12 protein-coding genes are annotated in these 21,443 nt (G+C 35.9%); all 12 read left to right on the forward strand.

Annotated features, from left to right (window positions below; genetic code table 11):
- Nucleotides 1–76 precede the first annotated feature (76 nt).
- The 12 genes from COE53_RS01895 (at nucleotide 77) to nagA (ending at nucleotide 21,200) form a co-directional block, all read left to right on the forward strand.
- A complete protein-coding gene (locus tag COE53_RS01895) occupies nucleotides 77–8,098 on the forward strand; it encodes a S8 family serine peptidase (RefSeq protein WP_098947350.1) in 8,022 nt (2,673 codons plus the stop codon).
- Nucleotides 8,099–8,721: 623 nt separating this feature from the next.
- Nucleotides 8,722–10,221 carry a malate:quinone oxidoreductase gene (locus COE53_RS01900; RefSeq protein WP_091024925.1) on the forward strand — a complete coding sequence of 500 codons (1,500 nt, stop codon included), beginning with the start codon at nucleotides 8,722–8,724 and terminating at the stop codon, nucleotides 10,219–10,221.
- Nucleotides 10,222–10,638: 417 nt separating this feature from the next.
- A complete protein-coding gene (locus COE53_RS01905; protein ID WP_091024927.1) occupies nucleotides 10,639–11,889 on the forward strand; it encodes an ABC transporter substrate-binding protein in 1,251 nt (416 codons plus the stop codon).
- A gap of 84 nt (nucleotides 11,890–11,973) precedes the next feature.
- Nucleotides 11,974–12,912, forward strand: a complete 939-nt coding sequence (locus COE53_RS01910; RefSeq protein ID WP_069033827.1) for a carbohydrate ABC transporter permease — start codon at nucleotides 11,974–11,976, stop codon at nucleotides 12,910–12,912.
- Between the two features lie 89 nt (nucleotides 12,913–13,001).
- Nucleotides 13,002–13,760 carry a carbohydrate ABC transporter permease gene (locus tag COE53_RS01915; protein ID WP_098231300.1) on the forward strand — a complete coding sequence of 253 codons (759 nt, stop codon included), beginning with the start codon at nucleotides 13,002–13,004 and terminating at the stop codon, nucleotides 13,758–13,760.
- A 27-nt stretch (nucleotides 13,761–13,787) separates the two neighbouring features.
- Complete coding sequence (locus tag COE53_RS01920) at nucleotides 13,788–15,053, forward strand: Gfo/Idh/MocA family protein (RefSeq protein ID WP_069033656.1); 1,266 nt, start codon at nucleotides 13,788–13,790, stop codon at nucleotides 15,051–15,053.
- 100 nt (nucleotides 15,054–15,153) lie between these two features.
- Nucleotides 15,154–15,873 carry a GntR family transcriptional regulator gene (locus tag COE53_RS01925; RefSeq protein ID WP_025568632.1) on the forward strand — a complete coding sequence of 240 codons (720 nt, stop codon included), beginning with the start codon at nucleotides 15,154–15,156 and terminating at the stop codon, nucleotides 15,871–15,873.
- A gap of 151 nt (nucleotides 15,874–16,024) precedes the next feature.
- Nucleotides 16,025–17,236: an SIS domain-containing protein gene (locus tag COE53_RS01930; protein ID WP_069033658.1), complete on the forward strand. Its 1,212-nt coding sequence runs from the start codon at nucleotides 16,025–16,027 to the stop codon at nucleotides 17,234–17,236.
- Nucleotides 17,233–18,084: a tagatose-bisphosphate aldolase subunit GatY gene (locus COE53_RS01935; protein ID WP_025568629.1), complete on the forward strand. Its 852-nt coding sequence runs from the start codon at nucleotides 17,233–17,235 to the stop codon at nucleotides 18,082–18,084. The genes COE53_RS01930 and COE53_RS01935 overlap by 4 nt, the downstream gene beginning before the upstream one ends.
- 4 nt (nucleotides 18,085–18,088) lie before the next feature.
- Complete coding sequence (pfkB, locus tag COE53_RS01940) at nucleotides 18,089–19,048, forward strand: 1-phosphofructokinase (RefSeq protein WP_091024931.1); 960 nt, start codon at nucleotides 18,089–18,091, stop codon at nucleotides 19,046–19,048.
- Nucleotides 19,023–19,958: an ROK family protein gene (locus tag COE53_RS01945; RefSeq protein ID WP_091024933.1), complete on the forward strand. Its 936-nt coding sequence runs from the start codon at nucleotides 19,023–19,025 to the stop codon at nucleotides 19,956–19,958. Before pfkB ends, COE53_RS01945 begins: the two co-directional genes overlap by 26 nt.
- 90 nt (nucleotides 19,959–20,048) lie before the next feature.
- Complete coding sequence (nagA, locus tag COE53_RS01950; RefSeq protein ID WP_098947352.1) at nucleotides 20,049–21,200, forward strand: N-acetylglucosamine-6-phosphate deacetylase; 1,152 nt, start codon at nucleotides 20,049–20,051, stop codon at nucleotides 21,198–21,200.
- The last annotated feature ends 243 nt before the right edge of the window (nucleotides 21,201–21,443 follow it).

Raw genomic sequence — 21,443 nt, forward strand, 5'->3', positions numbered from 1 at the left:
AAAGGGGGAGAAATGGTTAAGGGGGAATAGAGCTTTTGCTCTATCTATTAAAGTAAAGAAGGGAAATGAGAAAGGTATGAGTCATCGAAAAATGAAAAAGATGGTCATGTCAACGTTTCTTGCAACTTCCACACTGCTAGGATACACAGTTCCGGCGTTTGCCATGACAGGTGGAACAACTGCAAATGATAGTAAAGCTGTCCAATCTGACAGTAATAGCAAACTTGACTTGACTCAAACGCAACAATTGCAAAATTTATATTTAGAGAAGCTTCAATTTGATCCACAGCTATTAAATTCTTCGGATCAATTAGATTTAATTATTCAATTTAATGTTGATCCAGCCCCAATTCAAATGCAAAATCAACAGAAGAATGCAATTTCTGGAAAACTTTCTGTTAATCAAGAAAGCACGCCGGCTGTTACGTTAGAAAGTGCTCAAACAGAAGTAAATCAAACACACAGTGACTTTAAGAGTTTCGTTAGCAATGAGTCTAAAAAATTGAAAGCAGCAGGCGAATCTAGCTCTATTCATATAGGAAGAGAGTATACTCAAGTATTTAACGGGTTAGCTGTCAAAATTCCTAAAAGTTCACTTAATGATATATTGGCATTACCTTACGTAAAGAGTGTCTATCAAAATGTTAAATATGCGCCAATTCCAGCTTCTCAATTAATCGATGTTCCAGCGAGCGTAACAGGTGACGGAAAGGTTTCTGATCAAAAAACAAATCCAAATGTATTACCTGCTATTCGTTCAAATCGATCTAACATACAATCAGCAAGTAGTACTTCAGATAGCTCTTCCGTATCAGAAAAAGCAGTTAATACGCAGTCTGGAACAGTTCCACCTCCGGGTCCAGAAGGCCCACAATCTGGTGAAACAGCAGTTCTCGATTGGTTAAAAATACATGATTTACAAAATGAAAACATCACAGGGAAAGGCGTAAAGGTCGGCGTTATTGACACAGGTCTTGACTATAATCATCCAGATATTGCTGGAGAATATCAAGGCGGTAAGGATTTTGTAGACAATGACAATGACCCGATGGAAACGGTATATTCTGACTGGTTAACTGCAAAGAATGCCAATGATTCACTTCCATCTGATCAACAAGACCCGAATTTTCCAACAGATTACCATAATTATATTACTTCTCACGGAACCCACGTAGCTGGAACAATTGCAGGTCAATCAAGAAGTAGTTCTCCTTATGCAGTTAGAGGAGTTGCTCCTGAAGTTCAGTTATATGCTTACCGTGTATTAGGTCCTCACGGTGGTACAGATGAGGCAGTTATCGCAGGGATTGAGCAATCATATAAGGATGGGTGTAAGGTAATTAACTTATCACTTGGTGCAGCTTATAATGATTCATTGTCACCTAATGCTGTTGCAATTAACAATATTTCTGACCTTGGAGTAACTGCAGTTATTGCTGCTGGTAATTCTGGGCCAGGTGCTGGAACAGTAGGAACTCCGGGTGCAGCAGCTAAGGCAATAACTGTCGGCGCAATTGCTACACCTACTCAAGTTCCAACGTTTGACATCCATTCGTATGGAGCATCAGGGGAAGATTCATTTGCGATTACAAATACGCGTTTAATCGGAAAGGATTTTTCGGAATCGAATTCAAAGCTTAGTGGATCGACTCAGTATGATATCGTAGATGCTGGATACGGCACACCTGCTTGGTATGATGATCTTCGTAATAAAAATATTGATGTTAAAGATAAAGTTGTTCTTGTCAAGCGCGGTGGTTCATCTATGGACCAACTAATGAAGTACGCGACTAATGAACATGTTAAGGCAATGATTTTGTGGAATCCATCGGACAATTCTAATCTTCTATTTGATGATCAGGGGTTTTATCCATTTTATTTTGGTTCTATGGGTAGTACGGTTTACACTTTGCAAATAGGCAATAAAGATGGAACAAAATTCTATAATGCTTTTAAGGCCGGTACGATTAAGAAAATATCTGTATCGAATGCTGGAAATTTCACAATGCCAGGGAATTCACTTGCTAGTTTTAGTTCAACCGGTCCAGTTACAGGTTCATTAGCAATTAAACCTGATGTTGTTGCACCAGGTGTAGATATTTTCTCAACAGCTCCTTATGATATCTGGGAACCAAATAGCAAAGATTATTCGTATAATTACCAAACAATGTCAGGTACATCAATGGCTACTCCTCATGTTGCTGGTATGGCAGCATTGATTTTATCAGCTCATCCAAACTATAAGCCTGAGGATGTCAAAGTAGCATTGATGCAAACGGCTGATCCTATAGACTCACAAAAAAGTTTATTCCAAATCGGCTCTGGTAAAGCCGATCCATATCAAGCGGTGCATTCTGATATGCAATTTAAGGTAAAGGATTTTATTCAATCACGCTCATCAACTGATGATTCATCAAGTTCAAATATTATTAACATAGCAAATACAACAGGTTCATTTTCGTTTGGCTATACTGCTCGCTCAGTAGATGGTTCTGTTACGAAAACAGGCGATTTGTATATTACTAATAACGGAAATGCTGCTAAGACCTTCAACGGATCGAGCGCTTTCTTTAAGGATGCGTTCATGACAGATGGACAAGATGGTGTAGAGCAAGGTGCTAAAATTAGCATAAGTAATGCAACATCACCTGAGACTGAAATAAAGTCAATTACAGTTCCAGCAGGAGGAACTATTCATCTTACAGTAAAATTTACTGCTCCTACTTCAGCTGCAAGTGGATATTACGAGGCATATATTAACTTTGTTAATCAAGCTAATCCTGATGAAACTTACCGCATGCCTCTTGCAATTAATGTTCAAAGTAGAGGACTAGATTTTAGAATCCAAAGAAAAGCTTTTACGTTAAGTGGCGATAAAAATTTTAATCCTAATACATTTGCTGTTGTTCCTCAATCTTGGGCAGAGGTTCGAGTAAAAAGTCCACTAGATCCTTCATTTGGTTTTAGGCTTTATATTATGGATATAACAGGAAGTAAATATATCGGATATATTGCTACATTTAATCTATCTGCTTTTACTCTTGGTAATTTGGTTTATGCACCGTTATTACTTAATGGTAATTATTACCCTTATAAAGATCCTATTTCTAAGGATGATCCTAATTTATCAGTTAAACTTACACAACAACAATCAACTCAAAAGCAAGTTGGAGAAGGTGGTTATACAATACAAGCTCGTGCTTTAGACGCTACTACTGGTCAGTTATATGAAAAAAACAGCACAGTTTATGTTGATAACACCGCCCCAACGGTACAAATGGATAAAGGTAGTGAACCGGGCATTTATGAAATTGACCCCAATGGTCCTATGACAGATGGGGCGTTAAAGTGGTTCTCAGGAAAAGCTTACGATTCAAATGTTGATTATATGAAAAACGTTGGACATGAAACGCAAGTCCCAGCACCACCTAACTATGATACTGATACAAATGTAAGTCAGTCTTTAGGTAGAATTGACGGAATGGTTGGTGATTCAAACTCAGCACCGTACGTCAACTATTTCCTTTCCCCTAGTGGTGATGGACAATTTAAATTTGGTATTAGTAAAGAAGACCTTGTGAATACTTCTGATGACCCATTAAAAGAAAATTACGGTGTACAGTTCAGAATTTATCCTGAAGATTATTCATTTGCAGGTAATCTTGAAACGCAAGGACAATTTTATTATTTTGTTAAAAAAGGTAATGAGTATGTAGTTAATCGATTTGCGCGACTAGATTCGCCGGGTTCAACTACATTAAATGGAGTCGATCCTAACTTCCTTGTTGATAAAACATTAGTCTCAAAAGGAGATAACTTTAAATCAACATTATCTATTAAATATCCTAAAAATCTTGTTGGAGCGAAGTTCTATATTGATAGCCTTCCTTTTGCGGATATAAATGATATTGATTTTAGTCCGGAATACAAAGCCTTTTTAGCAACAAAGGGTCTTACAGCTGATAAGACTTGGATTCAAAAAGACACGGATGTAAATGGAGATTTTATATTCAGTTTCAATCTTCCGAAAGATGTACAAGCTCAAGGTGTATTAAATACAACGGACACAATGAGTGGTGGTGTTGCTAAAGAAATGCCTCTTCTTGACATTAAATACAAAGTATCAAACGATGCGGGATACGATACTTTATGGCTTGTTGGTTCTGCAAATATACCGGAAATCACAACGTATGACGGTGGGAAAAATGGAATGGATCGAGTCCCTACATTCCTAGATAAAAAACTTTACATTAAAGGCTCAGCGTATATTAGTGGAAGTATTAGACCGGAAGGTTTCCAAAACTATCCGACTTCTAATTCATTCGGTAGATCAACGCCAATAACAGCTGATGGTTCGGGGGTTGAGGTTAAGTTTGAAGATCCTAATGCAGGTGGTATTACGTCTAAATTGTCAATAGCTCAGGATACTACAGCCAGCGCTTCAAGTGCAAATCCAGGAATTATTCAGACTGGTTTATTCACAACTGACCTTCCTATGCAAGCAGGAGACAAACCATACAACTTTACAATGAAAATGCCAGGTCATTTAACGTTCTATGGAACATTAGCTGTTAATACTGCAGGGCAATATAATTACGCAGCGGGAGGAAGTTATTCTGTTCCGAATGCAATCATGCTAGCAGGTGATGTAAATGGTGACGATGTAATTGATATGAAAGACATTGAGAATGAAAGTGCAGCTTACAATAGCTTTGTTGGTACACCATCAACTTACACAAGAAATGCTGATTTTAACTTCGACGGTACAATTGACTATAGCGACTTTGAATACATCATCAAAAACTTTGGAAAATACAATACGACTGCACCAAATGTATCAACTTTAGAAGGAAAAATCGTTTTAACTACAAGTAAAACAACAACAATCACTGGATTTGGCACTTTACCAAGCGGTTCAGATCTTACTGCTTTTAACACTATTGTAAAACCAGTGCCATATATTAAAACAAGTGATAGCACCGCTTTTGTATATTATGGAAAAATAAATCCGTTTCAATTATTTTCTGTAGGCTATAAAACACCAGACCCTGTAAACGGCGCTACTACTCTTACACAAATTGAAGATACAGCTTGGAGAACTGCTGTAGACGGAGCTGGTGGACAAATTCTGATTGATGGAGTCGACCGAAAAGCAGCTACGAATTCATATAATGGCGTTTCAACAAATTCGATTATTGAAAAAGTAGTATCTAACAAAGGACAATATGAATTTGATCCATCATTGTTCAAAAAAGCAGGAGTCCACACAATCGTGTTCAAGGCTCCAGGTTATATGGATCGTTCTTTAAAATTCAAAATGCTAGATGGTATAGGAAACAGCTTTTCACTTTTATCACCAAACAACGTTGCAACAATCGGAAAAGCGTTGACATACACTCGATCAGATACAACAGGCTCAACAGCTGCGCACTATCGTGATATTTGGCAGCCAAATATTAATTCAATAACAATAACTGACCCTAACAATAATGTTGTTAAAAACTATACCGGAGCTGAATTAGCAGGACTCTTTAACCAATTGACGCCAGCAAACGCAACAACATTTAACTTTACTATCCCAGCAGGTATTTTCACGACGCCATCGTCGAGTAGTGCGGATTGGAAGATTACAATCTCAGCTGACAATTACACTTCGTATTCATTCACACAAAGAATTAATGCGTTCTCTTCTCCAACGTTGACTGCTGAAGCAAATCGTTATTTTAATGATAGCAATTCAAATCCAATCTCAATTGGAGTTGGAGCTACAAACGATACACAAGCGTGGAGAGATGCGATTACAGCCATTCAAATTAGCGGTACTACAATTAATAGAGCGGATTTTGAAGCTAATAAAATCACAGTAGGTGCTCCTGGAACACCAATTAAGATTGATGAAGCGCTAATCACTGCTCCAGGTAGTATAAAAATTAATATAATCGCATCAAATTACCAAACTACGTCTGTTGATCAACCTCTCTACAAACAAGGGGTAACACTTACAAGTCCGGCAGGTACGATTTATGCTGGAAAAGACCTTGTAATGACATTTAATCCAGGTGCAGCTGCATCTGATTGGATATCTGTTATGAAGGCTGGCGGTGATATTAAATTTGGCGGCAATTCAATCAAAACTAGAGCTGTGATTGATGAAGCATCAGGAACGTTAAAGATTCCATATGATTTAGTAAGAACAAATGGTGGAGCTGCAGTTTCAAGGAGTTTAGTTGTTTCAGCTCCGGGTTATGCTGACGTTAATGTAAATGCAACTGTTACACCACAAACTGCACCTGTAATTGCACCTTCGTCAACTGCAGGAACACCTCAGTTTGGTGATACCATTACTTACTATATTAATGGGGATGATAATCCGTTATGGAGAAGTTCAATTTTACTTGCACCGACGTCAGATCAATCGATAGATAACGGTGATATCACACTTCAATTATCATCGATTACATCAGTAAAACCTTATGTCACAACATCCGTAAAAAACGGTACAGGATCAGTAACTATTGATGGAAATGCAACACAATCTACTACTGCTGCTGGTAATAAGAACGTTAAGTTCATATCACCTTACTTTACGCCAATCACAATCGCTCAACCATTTGTTCAAAGAACGGCACCAACACCGAGTTTGACGCCAAGTGGAGTTAATAAACCAGTAATTATTACAGTACCTAATAATACTGAAAATATGAGATGGGCAAATGCTACAAAGGCAGTTACAGGAGATATTACAGTAGATGGAGTGTCAACTAAATCGGATACAACAATCTCATCAGATGAGAGCAATATTACAATTACTCTACCAGGTACTGCTTTCTCAACAACAGGTAATAAAGAGATTATGTTTACAGCTTATTGCTACCCGGATACAAAGGTAACTCAAGTAATTAAGAGCAATCCACCAGTGTTTGCTTCTAAAATTGCTTATATTCAAGAAGACACACCAATCACTATTAACTACAATCAAGATTCAGATTGGCTTGCAGCGTCACCTGTTGTTTCACTTAATGGCAAAGTAGTTGATTCTAGCAAGTACACTCTAACAGCTAAGGAACTAACATTTGTTGATCGCTCTTTATTTAAAGACCTAGGTGATTATAATTTTACAATTTCTGCACCTGGTTATATCGATACTTCATTTACGATTATCATAAGTGATGATTTATCACATTTGATTTCGGCAACAGCGGACAGCAACGGTAAAATTGATCCGGATGGCTTTACTTCAGTGAAACATGGATCAAATCAAACGTTCAAAATCACACCGAATACAGGTTTTGAGATTGGAAGCGTTAAAGTTGATGGACAAGAAGTAACAGTAACAAACGGCGAGTACATTTTCACAAACGTAACAAAAAATCATTCGATCAATGTAACATTCAAACAAATCGTTCACATCATCACGGCTTCAGCTGGAAGCAATGGAACGATTAGTCCGAACGGTAGAATTGCTACGAATTATGGAACGAACCAAACATTTAATATCACGCCTTACGAGGGTTATGAAGTTTCAACGTTTAAAGTAGACGGTGAGGATACAAAGTTAACAAACAACTCATACACGTTTACGAACGTAACAAAAGATCATACGATTAATGTAACATTTAAACAAATCGTACACACAATCACAGCAGCAGCTGGAAGCAATGGAACAATCAGTCCAAACGGTAATGTTTCTGTAAATCATGGAAATGATCAAACATTTACGATTACACCGAATAAAGGGTATGAGGTTGCTACATTTACTGTTGATGGTGTAAATACAAATCTTACTGGTAATTCGTATACGTTTACAAATGTATCGAAGGATCACATGATTAACGTTACGTTCAAGAAGATCATTTACACAATCGTAGCATCAGCTGAAGGCAATGGAACGATTAGCCCAAGTGGTATACTTTCAGTAGATGAAGGAGCAAATCAAACATACAAAATTACGCCTGATAAGGGTAATTATGAGGTTGAATCGTTTAAAGTAGACGGAGTAGAAACTAAGCTAACAAATAATACGTACACGTTTACGAATATAACAAAGAATCATACAATCAGTGTTACGTTTAAACACAAAGGTAACAGCGGAAAGTAATGAATCAGCAGAATTGACAGAGAAAGTAAGACGTTCAAAAAATAGGTTTGTTATATAAATAGAAAATATATTTTTTCGAACGAGAAATTAAAGGCTCATTTTGAGTCGCACTAGGCTGTCGGGATCTTCTCGACAGTCTCTTTTTTGTATTAAATCATTTAAGTCAGAGTAAATTTAGACCATAATTTGGTTCAATTAAATAATTTTAAAATAATAAGCAAATCTTTCCTTCGGTTATTTTATATTGTACAGGAGACAAACTTAAAATAAGCGCTTACTATATAGAGGTAGGGTTTACTAACTAATCGTGAGTCAAAATTTTATTTTTCTAAAATAAGGACCTTAATGATAGATTTTTAACTTTTTTACATTGTTTAAATAGTTTATAATTATCAGATAAAGAAAAAAATTTTTTTAGGGCAGTTAATAATAGAAATATACTATTAATTGGATATAATTAAATAGTGATATACTATTATTAAAATGTAGTTTAAATGTGTTATACTATTAATAAGATATAATTGAGACAGAAAAGGTGTGTTCCTAGGTGGTGCCTTGCTTTTTGTGACACCTAAGCAGGAAAACCTACTTTTTTGCAAATAAAGGGGAAAAGGAAGGTTATTATGAGCAACAGACAAACTAGAACAGACATTATCTTAATTGGTGCCGGAGTCATGAGTGCGACTTTGGGGTCATTACTAAAAGAGTTAGCACCGGAAATGGAAATTAAAGTATTTGAGAAATTAGAAAAAGCAGGAGAAGAAAGCTCTAATGAGTGGAATAATGCAGGTACGGGACATGCTGCGTTATGTGAGCTTAACTATACATCAGAAAAAGCTGATGGAACGATTGATATTAGCAAGGCGATAAAAATTAACGAACAGTTTCAACTTTCAAGACAATTTTGGTCATATCTTGTAAACAATAACTTGATTGGTAATCCACAAGACTTTATCATGCCGATTCCTCATATGAGTTTAGTGCAAGGTAAAGAAAATGTGGAATTTTTGAGTAAACGATTTGAAGCGCTTTCTAAAAATCCTCTATTCAAAGGGATGGAATACTCAGAAGACGCTCAAAAGTTGAAGGAATGGATCCCGCTAATCATGGAGGGACGCACATCTAATGAACCAATAGCGGCAACAAAAATAGACTCAGGAACGGACGTAAACTTTGGTGCTTTAACGCGTATGATGTTTGAGCACTTAGAGAGTAAGAATGTAGAGATAAACTATAGACATGCTGTAGAAGATATTAAGCGCACTAGTGACGGCTCATGGGAAGTAAAAGTGTATAATATGAGCACAGGTAATATCGATTCCCATATTGCAAAATTCGTATTTATCGGTAGTGGAGGAGCTAGTCTACCTTTACTGCAAAAAACTGGTATCCCTGAGTCAAAACATATTGGAGGGTTCCCTGTAAGTGGACTATTCTTAGTATGTAAAAATCCAGAGGTTGCCAAGCAACACCATGCAAAAGTATACGGAAAAGCTAAAGTTGGTGCACCACCAATGTCTGTTCCACATCTTGATACAAGATATATCGATAACCAAAAGTCGTTATTATTTGGACCATTTGCAGGCTTTTCACCAAAGTTCTTAAAAACAGGTTCAAATATGGATCTGATTAGCTCTGTTAAACCAAATAACGTTATGACGATGTTAGCGGCAGGTGTAAAAGAGATGTCATTAACTAAATATTTAATTCAACAAGTCTTATTATCGAATGAAAAACGTATGGAAGAATTACGTGAATTTATTCCAAATGCTAAGAGTGAGGATTGGGATATCGTAGTTGCTGGTCAACGTGTACAAGTTATTAAAGACACTCCAGCTGGAAAAGGGACACTACAATTCGGTACAGAAGTAGTTAGTGCGGCTGATGGTTCGATTGCGGCATTACTTGGAGCATCTCCAGGTGCTTCGACTGCTGTTCACGTAATGCTTGAAGTATTAGAAAAATGCTTCCCTGGGCATATGATGGAATGGGCTCCAAAAATTAGAGAAATGATCCCATCATTTGGATTATCTCTAGAAGATCATCCAGAACTTTTAGATGAAATCCAATCTTCCACTTCAAAAACGCTTGGATTAAACGAAAAAGAGCTAGCTTATAATTAATTTTTTTCAAATTAAATAGCATAATTAAGTTAAGTTAAGAACCTTCAATTAAAAGTGATTGGAGGTTCTTTTTGTTGTGATAGGCTATGGGAGAATAGGGCTAAATGACGAAGATAATGATGAATCCTGTCGATTTTAATTTTTTGAAAAATTGAAAAAAAGTGTTCATGATTTAAAAAAGAGGTGTTATACTACATACAACTGGTAATGACATCATTACTAAAGTGAATTTATGAAAGTTATAACAGGGGGTGAATGTTCTATTAGAAATTAAACATTTTTTGTAAGCCTTTTCAAATCAACTGGTAATAACATCATGACAACGTATTCATGGAGCACAATATTCCAAATCATGTCTTTTAGAGCAACTACTAGATTAAAAGGCTTTAAACTTTTAAGAGAAAGAAGGGGAATAGGATGAAAAAGTGGCTTGTTTTGCTACTAACTTTGGCTTTAGGCTTACTAGGATTAGCTGGTTGTGGTAGCAGTGACACATCGGGGGATGCAAAAGATGGAAAGGTTGAAATTACTTACGGTTTTTGGGATAAGAAGCAAGTTCCCGCAGTTGATGAAATTATAAAATTATTTAATCAAAAGTACCCTAATATTAAAGTGAAAACTGAGCTTACTCCATATGCACAGTATTTCCAAAAGCTAGAAACTGCTGCAACAGGGGGAGCATTACCGGACGTTTTATGGATGAATGGTCCACATATAGTCCAATATGCGGAAGGCAAAGTAATTGTCCCACTTAGTGACTTAGCATCAAAGGACAACTACAGTCTAGACAATTATCCTAAGTCATTAGTCGATCTTTATACAGTAGATGGAAAGCTTTATGGTATTCCAAAAGACTTTGATACAACTGGACTTTGGTATAACAAAAAGATTTTTGATGAAGCAGGTATACCATACCCAGATAATACTTGGGATTGGAATAAGTTAAAAGAGGTTGCTAAGAAGCTTACAAATAAAGATAAGGGAGTATACGGCTTTGCAGCTTTAATGGGTAACCAAGGCGGATATTATGATTTCATTTGGCAAAATGGTGGTCATATTATTTCCGATGATGGCAAATCAGTCGGATTTGATCAACCTGAGGCAATTGAAGCACTTAAATATAACATTAGTTTTATAAAAGAGGGTCTGTCTCCAACACAAGCTCAAATGACGGAAACAGCACCATCAGAGTTATTCTCTTCTGGAAAAATTGCAATGATGTTTGATGGACCTTGGATGGTTCCGGAATATAAGAAAAATCCAGATTTAAATGTAGCTGTCGTACCTAAAGGAAAACAGCGTGCAGTTGCCATTCATGGATTAGCAAACGTTATTGCGGCAAACACAAAACATAAAGATGCTGCTTGGAAGTTTGTTCAATTCCTAGGTTCTAAAGAAGCAGCAGAAGTATATGCGAAAACTGGTACAGTAATCCCTGCTTATAATGGTACACAAGATGCTTGGCTAAAAGCTGTTCCAAATTTAAATCTTCAAGCCTTTATTGATGGAGTTGACTATTCAGTTCCGTTACCAAGTGTAAAAAATACGGGCGAAATCTGGCAGTATGAAACTGATATCTTGAAAAAGGCATGGAGCAATGAAGAAAGTGTTGAAGATGCTGCAAAAGAATTAACGAAAAAGGCAGACGAGGCACTAGCTAAGAACTAAAAAAATGAAGAGAAGAAGATTTATAAAGCCTAAAATTACTTCTTCTCTTTATTTCCCTTAAAAGGAGTGAATACAGTGAAAGAAATGCCCCTACAAGTTGAAGTGAAATCAAAAAGTAAACTAAAAATACCAAGCTTATCAAAGACGAAAAAACGATCAGATTATTTTTGGGCGTATTGTATGATTGCTCCAACAATGATTGGTTTAACGATTTTCTATTTGTGGCCAATCATTCAAACGATTTACTTCAGTTTTACAGAATGGGGAGCATTTGGGCAATATGAATGGACAGGATTAGACAATTATAGACGAATGTTAGAAGACTCTAACCTACTACAGTCGTTTAAAAACACAGGCATTTATATCGTTTTTACGGTTCCGATTGGTATATTTTTATCAATTCTTATAGCAGTACTTTTAAACCAAAAAATTAAGGGTAAATCTGTTTATCGAACCTTATATTTTTTACCTGTTATTACCATGCCAGCAGCAATCGCTATGGTTTGGAGATGGTTATATAATTCTGATTATGGGCTCCTAAATTATCTTTTATCCATCTTTGGCATAAAAGGTCCACAATGGGTAAGTGATCCAAAAATTGCACTGTATTCAATTATAGTAGTAGCAATTTGGAGTGGACTTGGTTACAACATGGTTATTTTTCTTTCAGGACTACAAGGGATTCCAAGATCATATTACGAAGCAGCGGAGATAGATGGTGCAGGGCCAGTCAAGGTCTTCTTTAAAATAACACTACCGTTACTTTCCCCGGTTATATTCTTCGTAACAATCATGTCCTTTATTGGGGCGTTCCAAGTGTTTGATTTAATTTTTATGATGATTGGGAAAAGCAGTACAGCACTCGAAAATACTCAATCAATTGTGTACTTATTTTATCAGCATGCATTCGTGTTAAACGATAAAGGTTATGCTGCTGCAATTGCCGTTTTACTATTAATCATTATTTTGATCATTACAGCGATTCAAATGGTTTTACAAAAGAAATGGGTTCATTATGATTGAAGGAGGAGTAACCATTGGAGAAAGCAAGATACCAGATTACAAGTAAAACAATCTTAATTCATTTAATCCTAATTGTCGGCGCCTTAGCGATGGTCTTCCCTTTTATATGGATGTTACTAACTTCATTAAAAACTTATGCTGAGTCGATTCATGTTCCACCTGTTATTGTTCCAAAGCATTTCCAGTGGGTGAATTATAAAGATGTTTTTGATTTACTACCATTCTTTAAATTCATGTTTAATACGCTAATCATTACAGTAATTCGCACAATCGGACAATTATTACTATGTTCTTTAGCTGCGTACGCTTTTGCAAGAATTGAATTTCCAGGAAGAAACATTCTTTTTTTAATCGCATTATCTGTTTTAATGGTACCTGGGCAAGTCTTTTTATTGCCACAATATATGATCATGGTGAAATTAGGCTGGTTAAACACTTTACAAGCGGTAGTCGTTCCAGGTTTATTTAGCGCATTTGGTACATTCCTATTAAGACAATTTTTTATGGGGTTACCAAAGGAATTAGAAGAAGCTGCTAGATTAGATGGCTGTAATCATTTCCAAATTTATTGGAAAATCATGCTTCCATTAGCTAAGCCAGGTTTAGTTGCTTTAGGTATATTTACAACGCTATGGAGCTGGAATGAATTAATGTGGCCAATGATTGTTAACAGCTCACCAGAATCAATGACGTTATCTGTAGGTTTGTCTTCACTACAAGGACAATACTTAACCAATTATCCAGTTTTAATGGCAGGGTCATTTTTAGCCATTTTACCAATGCTTATTTTATTTATGATTTTACAAAAACAATTTATTGAAGGAATTGCAGTTACGGGAAGTAAATAAAAATCTTACAAAGCTTGGAGGAAACTAATTATGAAAGCAGCATTAATAGGAGCGGGAAGTAGAGGATTTTACGCATACGGTTCATATGCTTTACAGTATCCACATGAAATACAATTCATTGCTGTAGCTGAGCCAAATAAAGAAAAAAGAGAAAAGTTTGCGGAAGCTCACAATATCCCTGAAAATATGAGATTTGAAGACTGGACTGAGTTATTAGAAAAAGAACAGCTATGTGAGGCATTATTAATTTGTAGTCCAGATCGTAATCACTATAAGCCAGTTATGAAGGCAATTGAAAAAGGATATAGTATTTTATTAGAAAAACCGATGTCACCGGAACCAATTGAGACGTTAGAAATAGCTGAAGCGGCAGAAAGGCATAATACATTATTAACAGTTTGTCATGTTATGAGATATGCGCCATTTTATCAAGCACTAAAAGAAGTTGTTGATCGAAAAGTAATTGGCGATATCATATCAATCCAGTGGAATGAGAATGTAGGTTACTTTCATCAAGCTCATAGTTTTGTACGTGGTAACTGGCGTAATTCGTCTGAATCTAGCTCAATGCTCTTACAAAAAAGTTGCCACGATATGGATATGCTTGCATGGCTGGTTGGTACAGAATGCAAGAGTGTATCTTCATATGGGAGTTTAACTTACTTTAAAAAAGAAAACGCACCAGAAGGCTCAACTCATCGCTGTTTGGATGGTTGTAAGGTAGAAAAGGAATGTCCTTATTCAGCAGCTAAATGGTATTTACATGACCGTGATGTTTGGCCAGCAAATGTTATTTCAGCAAGTTCAAGTCTTGATAGTAGACTTAAGGCAATTCAAGAGGGACCATATGGACGTTGCGTATATCACTGTGACAATGATGTTGTTGACCATCAAGTAGTTAATTTATTATTTGAAAATGACGTAACAGTTGCATTTACTATGACGGCATTTACAAATGAAACATTCCGTAACTTTAAAATTATGGGAACAAAAGGCGAAATAATAGGAAATGATGCTAAAAACGAAATTGAAGTTAATTATTTTTCAGGTAAGAAGGAATTAATTAAGCCATCAACTGTAGATGGTGGCCATATGGGAGCCGATACAAGTATTATGGCTGATTTCATTCAACGTGTTACTAAGAAGGACAAAGGCAGCTTAACATCAGCTATCGTATCAGCTAAAAGTCATATGATCGCTTATGCTGCAGAAGAATCAAGAGTGTCAGGAACGATGGTTTCACTAGATGACTATGAAAAAAAATTAAGAATGACAGAAGAGAGAGTTTTGTAGAAATTTCTATTGCGACATAGTGTGGTATCTTTTTCAATATTATGTATAATAGATGTATATTTAACTGGTTATGACAAAGATACCACTAAAGGAGCTAATCATGGTAGAAAAGGATTCCCGACTTCCTCTTTATTATCAATTAATGGATATTTTATTAGAAAAAATTGAATCAGGCGAACTAGCTGAAAACGATCAGCTACCATCTGAACGAGAATTATGTGATACGTATCAAGTTAGCCGAACAACGGTAAGGCAGACGATGCAAGAACTTGAAAAACAAGGCTATATTTATAAAGTTCATGGCAAGGGGACATACGTTTCAGAAAGAACGTATAACCAAAGTCTTGTAAAATTTTATAGTTTTACAGAAGAAATGAAAAAAGCAGGGAAAATCCCAACGACTACAGTCGTTTCTTTTGAAAAAATAAATTGTGACAGTAAAGTAGCAAAGGTCATGGATCTATCGGTAGAAGAAGAGGTATTTAAGATTGTTCGGTTAAGACTTGCAGATCAAGAACCGATGTTATATGAAACCTCTTATGTACCTGTAAAGGATTTTAAAAATCTTTCAAGTGAAGAATTGCAACATACACCAATGTATGAAATCTTCAGAACTCAATATAATGTGAATATTTCTAGAGCTTTAGAAAGTTTTATGGCTGTTAGTGCAAATAAAGTGGAGTCAGAAATGCTAAACATTATCGAAGGTGCACCATGTCTAATGCTTAAACGAGTAACTTATGATCAGAGCAAAGTAATTGAGTATACAATTTCTATTGCAAGAGGGGATAAATTTACTTATACAGTAGAGTTGAAGTAGACACTTCAGACTGGCCATCACCGCTCGCTTGCAATCAGTCTGAAAACCAGCTTTTAATGGATTTTTCTACACACTAAAAATAGATACAGAAGTATCTATTTAACCTAACTGGTAATGATGACACTAACAGTTAAAATAGGAGGAAGTAAATATGGAGCTATTAAAATCGAGTGAATATGAAAGAATGAATGTTGGCGCGAGCCATACAGCAAAAGAAATAGCCCAGCAACCTAGATTATGGAACGAAACGAAGGATATTCTTTTATTTAGTAGAGACCGAATTCTTACATTTTTAAATAGCATTGAAAACAAACACGATCAGTTACGAATTATTTTAACTGGTGCAGGTACCTCTGCATTTGTTGGTGACACAGTCCTTCCTTATCTAAAACAAATCGTTAACAACAAAAAAATTGTAGTAGAGAGTATTGCTACGACAAATATTGTGTCAAATCCATATTCTTATTTAAGCAAGGACATTCCAACAATCATGATTTCATTTGCTCGTTCAGGAAATAGTCCAGAGAGTTTGGCTGCTATTCAATTAGGAGAACAAGTGATAGATGATTTTTATGGAATCGTTTTTACATGTAACCAAGATGGACTACTGGCTCAAAAGAAGAAAAATGATCATAATCATTTGGTCATCTATATGCCAGAAGAAGCAAACGACCAAGGATTTGCAATGACGAGTAGTTTTACGACGATGCTTTTCTCAGCTTTACTGCTTTTCAATATTGATCAGATTCATACGTGGGAGAAGAAAGTTGATGAACTTATGCATGCTGGTCAATCAATTATTAGCAGTAGCGAGCAAAGTATTAAACAGCTGGCGAATTCATCTTTTCAAAAAGTCGTTTATTTAGGCTCAGGAGTTTTTGAAGGATTGGCAAGAGAAGCATCTTTAAAATTGTTGGAGTTAACAGGCGGGACAATTCCGTCTACTTTTGATACTTCATTAGGTTTTAGACATGGCCCTAAGTCCATTTTAGATAAGGATACTGTTGTATTTGTATTTTTATCTTGTAACCATTATACAAGACAGTACGATCTCGATATTTTAGAAGAGATTTACAAAGAAACCAATCGAGGAAAAGTAGTAGCAATTTCATCTTTAAAGGATCAGGTTGCCAAAGAATATAGTGATCTTTTCTATCATGTGGATCTTCCTAAAATTAGTGAAGATATTTTTCTAACTTTCCCTTTTATCTTATACGCACAAACCTTTGCCATGTATAAATCTATTAATCTCGGCTTTTCTCCAGATAACCCTTCCCCATTAGGAGTTGTTAACAGAGTTGTTAAAGGAGTTACGATTCACCCTTTTACTAATGAGATGAAGAATGGAGGAGATTTATTTTGATTACTTCAAGAAGTACGATTCTTTTAGAGGCACAATCTAAAGGCTACGCAGTTCCGGCATTTAATATTCATAACTTAGAAACAATGAAAACAGTTTTAGAAACAGCTCAAGAGCTACGTTCACCGGTCTTGATCGCAGCTACTCCAAGTACAGTAAGTTATATGGGAGAAGAGTTTCTAATTAGTATGATGGAGGCCGCAAAAAAAAGATATGATATTCCAATTTGTTTTCATTTAGATCACCATGAAAAAATTAATGATATAAAAGCTTTAATTGATAGTGGAATTCACTCAGTCATGATTGATGCTTCTCATCATGACTTTGAAGAAAATATTCGAATCGTTCGTGAAGTAGTTGATTATGCTTCTTCATTTGGAGTTGCTGTGGAGGCGGAGCTTGGCCGACTAAGCGGGGTAGAAGATGATCTTGAAGTGGATGAAAAGGATCAAATTTATACAAATCCGGCACAAGCGAAAGAGTTTGTTTCAAGAACAGGAATCGACTCGTTAGCTGTTGCCATTGGAACAGCTCATGGTCTTTATAAAGGAGAACCAAAATTAGATATTGAACGATTAAGTGCAATCCAAAGAGAAGTTGATATTCCACTAGTTCTTCATGGAGCTTCGGGCTTACCTGATGAATTAGTACAACAGACGATAAAAAACGGCATATGTAAAGTAAATATTGCTACTGAATTAAAAATAGCTTTTGCTAATGGATTGCGTGGTTATTTGAATGAACATCCAGATGCCAATGACCCTAGATATTATTTTAAAGATGCAGTAAGAGAAATGAAGTTAGTCGTTGCTGATAAGATTAAAATGTGCGGTAGTATGAATCGGGGTTAGAAAAATGATTGCTACAATTACATTAAACCCAGCTATTGATATTCGGTACAATCTTCCCGTCTTACACTTAGATGACGTTAATCGTGTTACAGCTGTAGATAAAACAGCTGGTGGAAAAGGACTTAACGTTTCACGTGTATTATCTCAGCTGGGAGTTAAAGTTACTTGTACCGGATTTTTAGGTGGAAAAAGTGGCGAGTGGATAGCTGGTCAGCTCCAAAATTACAATTTAATTAATCATTTTGTAGAAATAAGAGGAGAGACGAGATTTTGTTTAGCAATTGAATCTAAAGAAGGTCATACAGAAATTCTTGAACAAGGACCTGAGATATCGGAGAATGAAAGAGAAGAATTTTTGAAAAATTTCGATACCATTCTAGAATCAAATAACTATATTGTAGGTTCTGGCAGCTTGCCTTATGGAATCGGTTCTGATTTTTATAGAGACCTAATAGAAAAAACAAAACAAAAAGGGAAATATTTTCTTTTAGATTCAAGTGGAGAATCTCTAGCCCAAGGTGTAAAGGGAAAGCCCTTTTTAATTAAGCCGAACAGAGAAGAGTTTTGCAAGTTAATCGGGTTAAACCAATTATCAATAGAAGATATGATTTTGCACGCTAGGGAAATATGCCAAAAGGGTACCCAATACGTTTTACTTTCTTTAGGAAAAGAAGGTGCTATTTTAATTAGCGAGAACGTCACACTGCAGGCAATCATTCCAATTTTGACAGATGTGCACCAAGTTGGATCAGGAGATAGCATGCTTGCAGGCTTTGTCTTTGCTCATTCGAAAGGCTATTCAATTGAAGATATTTTAAAGTGGTCATGTGCCTGCGGGATATCTAATGCTGCCTCAGAGCGGACTGGATCAGTTGAATTAACAAAAGTTCAACATTACTTTAATCTCATTAAGGTGAAGGAGTTAACAGGGGGCGATTATGGTGGAAAATATAGTTTGTTTTGATATCGGGGGTACATTTATCAAATTTGGACTAATAAATCGTGATGGGCATTTAGTATACAAAGATAAGGTACCAACACCTAAAAGTAATATACAAAAGCTGCTTCCTGAACTTTTAGCTGAGAAAATAAAAAAGCTCCAAAATGATTTTTTAATAGCAGGAATCGGAATCTCCTCGTGTGGTCTTGTAAATCATGAAACAGGCGAAATTTTATTTTCCAACAATATACCAGACTATTCAGGAATGAAGCTTGGAGAAATACTTTTCAATTTATTTAAATTACCCGTTAGTGTAGAAAATGATGTGAAAAGTGCTTGCATCGGTGAAATGTGGAAAGGCGCAATTCAAGGAAAGAAAGATGTAGTTTTTCTAACATTAGGAACAGGTATTGGAAGCACCATTATCATAGATGGGAAGATTGTAAGCGGATCTCGTTATTTAGCTGGTGAACTAGGTCATACCGTTATCATTAATAACGGACGTTCTTGCGGTTGTGGACGGAGAGGATGCTTTGAAAGATATGCTTCTACCTCAGCTTTAGTAAGTGATTTTATTGATGAAAAGAACAAGAATAGTGAAGTTATAAAGAAAATCTCTGGAGAAGAAATCTTGGCTCTAGTAGAAGAAGGAGATTCAATTGCTACTGCCGTATATAAAAGTTTTATCAATTATATAAGCATAGGTCTCTCAAATATAGTTCATCTCCTGAACCCTGAGGCAATTATTATTGGAGGAGGAATTGCTGAGCAGGGAGACCGATTTATACAAGACATCAACTCTGAAATTAAAAAGGAAACCATGCCGATTTATCATCAAGAAACTCTCGTATTTCCTTCGATTCTTGGGAATGATGCCGGGCTGTATGGAGCATGTTATTTAACTTTAAAAAAATTAAACTACTTACACGTATAAGATTCAAGCAAACAGGCAGCATCCTATTTTGGTGTTGCCTATTGTCCTTTAGGAAAAAGTATTCCTGCAAACAATAGAGGAGGAAGTGTTATGAAAGCAATTAAGGTAGAAAAAGTTTATACACCCGATAAAGTAATTGAAGCTGGCTATATTCTGATTAACAACGGAAAAATAAATGGCGTAACAACGAATAAACCTACCTGTGAAATTTTAGATTATTCTAGTTTTGTAGCCATTCCGGGCATGATTGATTTACATATTCATGGAATTGCTGGAAATGACACGATGGATGGTAGTATTCATTCATTACAAGAAATGTCTATGTCACTTGCACGCCATGGAGTTACGGGATTTCTACCAACTACACTGACTCATGATTTCGATAAAATTAAAAAAGCTGTAAAGATCGTAAGTGAAGCGATGGGACAGACAGAAGGAGCGGAAATCATTGGATCGTATGTAGAAGGCCCGTATATTACAACTGAGCATCGTGGTGCTCATCCGGTCAAGTATATTCGTGAACTAAATATTGATGAATTAATTGAGCTCATAAAAATTTCCAATAATACGGTTAAAGTGATCACAATAGCTCCAGAAAAAGAGCTAGCAGAGGAAGCTATTAAATTGATAACAAATAAAGGAATTCACGTGTCTATGGGTCATACAAATGCTGACTATGATACAACGATTAAAGCAATTGAACATGGGGCAAAAATTTCTGTTCACACTTTTAACGGCATGAGGGGATTTAATCATCGTGATCCTGGGTGTCTTGGTGCCGTTCTAACAAATGATCAGTGTTATTGTGAATGTATAGCAGATTTACAGCATGTCCACCCGGGAGCAATTAAGCTTTTATACAAAGCAAAAGGAACAGAACAGATAATTTTAATAAGTGATTCAATGGCAGCTGCTGATTTACCAGATGGATCCTATACGCTTGGTACATTAGATGTTAAAGTGGAAAATAAAATTGCTCGAACAGTAGAAACAGGCTCATTAGCTGGAAGCACGACTAATTTAATGGAATGTTTAAAAAATGTGAAAGATGTTTTAGGGGTGCCTTTAGAATCTATTTTACCGATGGTCAGTCTTAACCAAGCAAAATTACTTAATATTGATCATAAAGTTGGAAGCATAGAGTGTGGGAAAAAAGCAAATATCGTCTTAATTGATCGTAAGTTTAATGTTCAAGCTACTATTGTGAATGGAGAATTTGTATTTAGGAAAGATGATAAATAATATGAGGTATTTTAATAAAGAAGTAAAATTTGATAAAAGGTAATTAATTGTAGTATGTACAGAAGAAATTAATAAATAATAAGGATGACCTTACTATAAGTGATTAAATGATCATTTTTGGGTAGGTCTTTTTGCTTTTTGAATGTACGAAAATTAGTAATTGAGATGAAATAAGGATGATTTTAAACGAGGACTATTGCCTAAAAGATAAAAACGTGGTAGATTAATACAGTATATATATTA

It is taken from the genome of Bacillus sp. AFS029533 (genome assembly GCF_002585125.1).
Classification (GTDB): Bacteria; Bacillota; Bacilli; order Bacillales; family Bacillaceae_G; genus Gottfriedia; species Gottfriedia luciferensis_B.

What these genes read in the sequence shown, in the direction of transcription:
- pfkB (WP_091024931.1), top strand. Translation starts at nt 18,089, where the DNA reads ATGATTGCTACAATTACATTAAACCCAGCTATTGATATTCGGTACAAT.
- nagA (WP_098947352.1), top strand. Translation starts at nt 20,049, where the DNA reads ATGAAAGCAATTAAGGTAGAAAAAGTTTATACACCCGATAAAGTAATT.
- COE53_RS01930 (WP_069033658.1), top strand. Translation starts at nt 16,025, where the DNA reads ATGGAGCTATTAAAATCGAGTGAATATGAAAGAATGAATGTTGGCGCG.
- COE53_RS01925 (WP_025568632.1), top strand. Translation starts at nt 15,154, where the DNA reads ATGGTAGAAAAGGATTCCCGACTTCCTCTTTATTATCAATTAATGGAT.
- COE53_RS01915 (WP_098231300.1), top strand. Translation starts at nt 13,002, where the DNA reads ATGGTCTTCCCTTTTATATGGATGTTACTAACTTCATTAAAAACTTAT.
- COE53_RS01945 (WP_091024933.1), top strand. Translation starts at nt 19,023, where the DNA reads ATGGTGGAAAATATAGTTTGTTTTGATATCGGGGGTACATTTATCAAA.
- COE53_RS01905 (WP_091024927.1), top strand. Translation starts at nt 10,639, where the DNA reads ATGAAAAAGTGGCTTGTTTTGCTACTAACTTTGGCTTTAGGCTTACTA.
- COE53_RS01900 (WP_091024925.1), top strand. Translation starts at nt 8,722, where the DNA reads ATGAGCAACAGACAAACTAGAACAGACATTATCTTAATTGGTGCCGGA.
- COE53_RS01895 (WP_098947350.1), top strand. Translation starts at nt 77, where the DNA reads ATGAGTCATCGAAAAATGAAAAAGATGGTCATGTCAACGTTTCTTGCA.
- COE53_RS01910 (WP_069033827.1), top strand. Translation starts at nt 11,974, where the DNA reads ATGCCCCTACAAGTTGAAGTGAAATCAAAAAGTAAACTAAAAATACCA.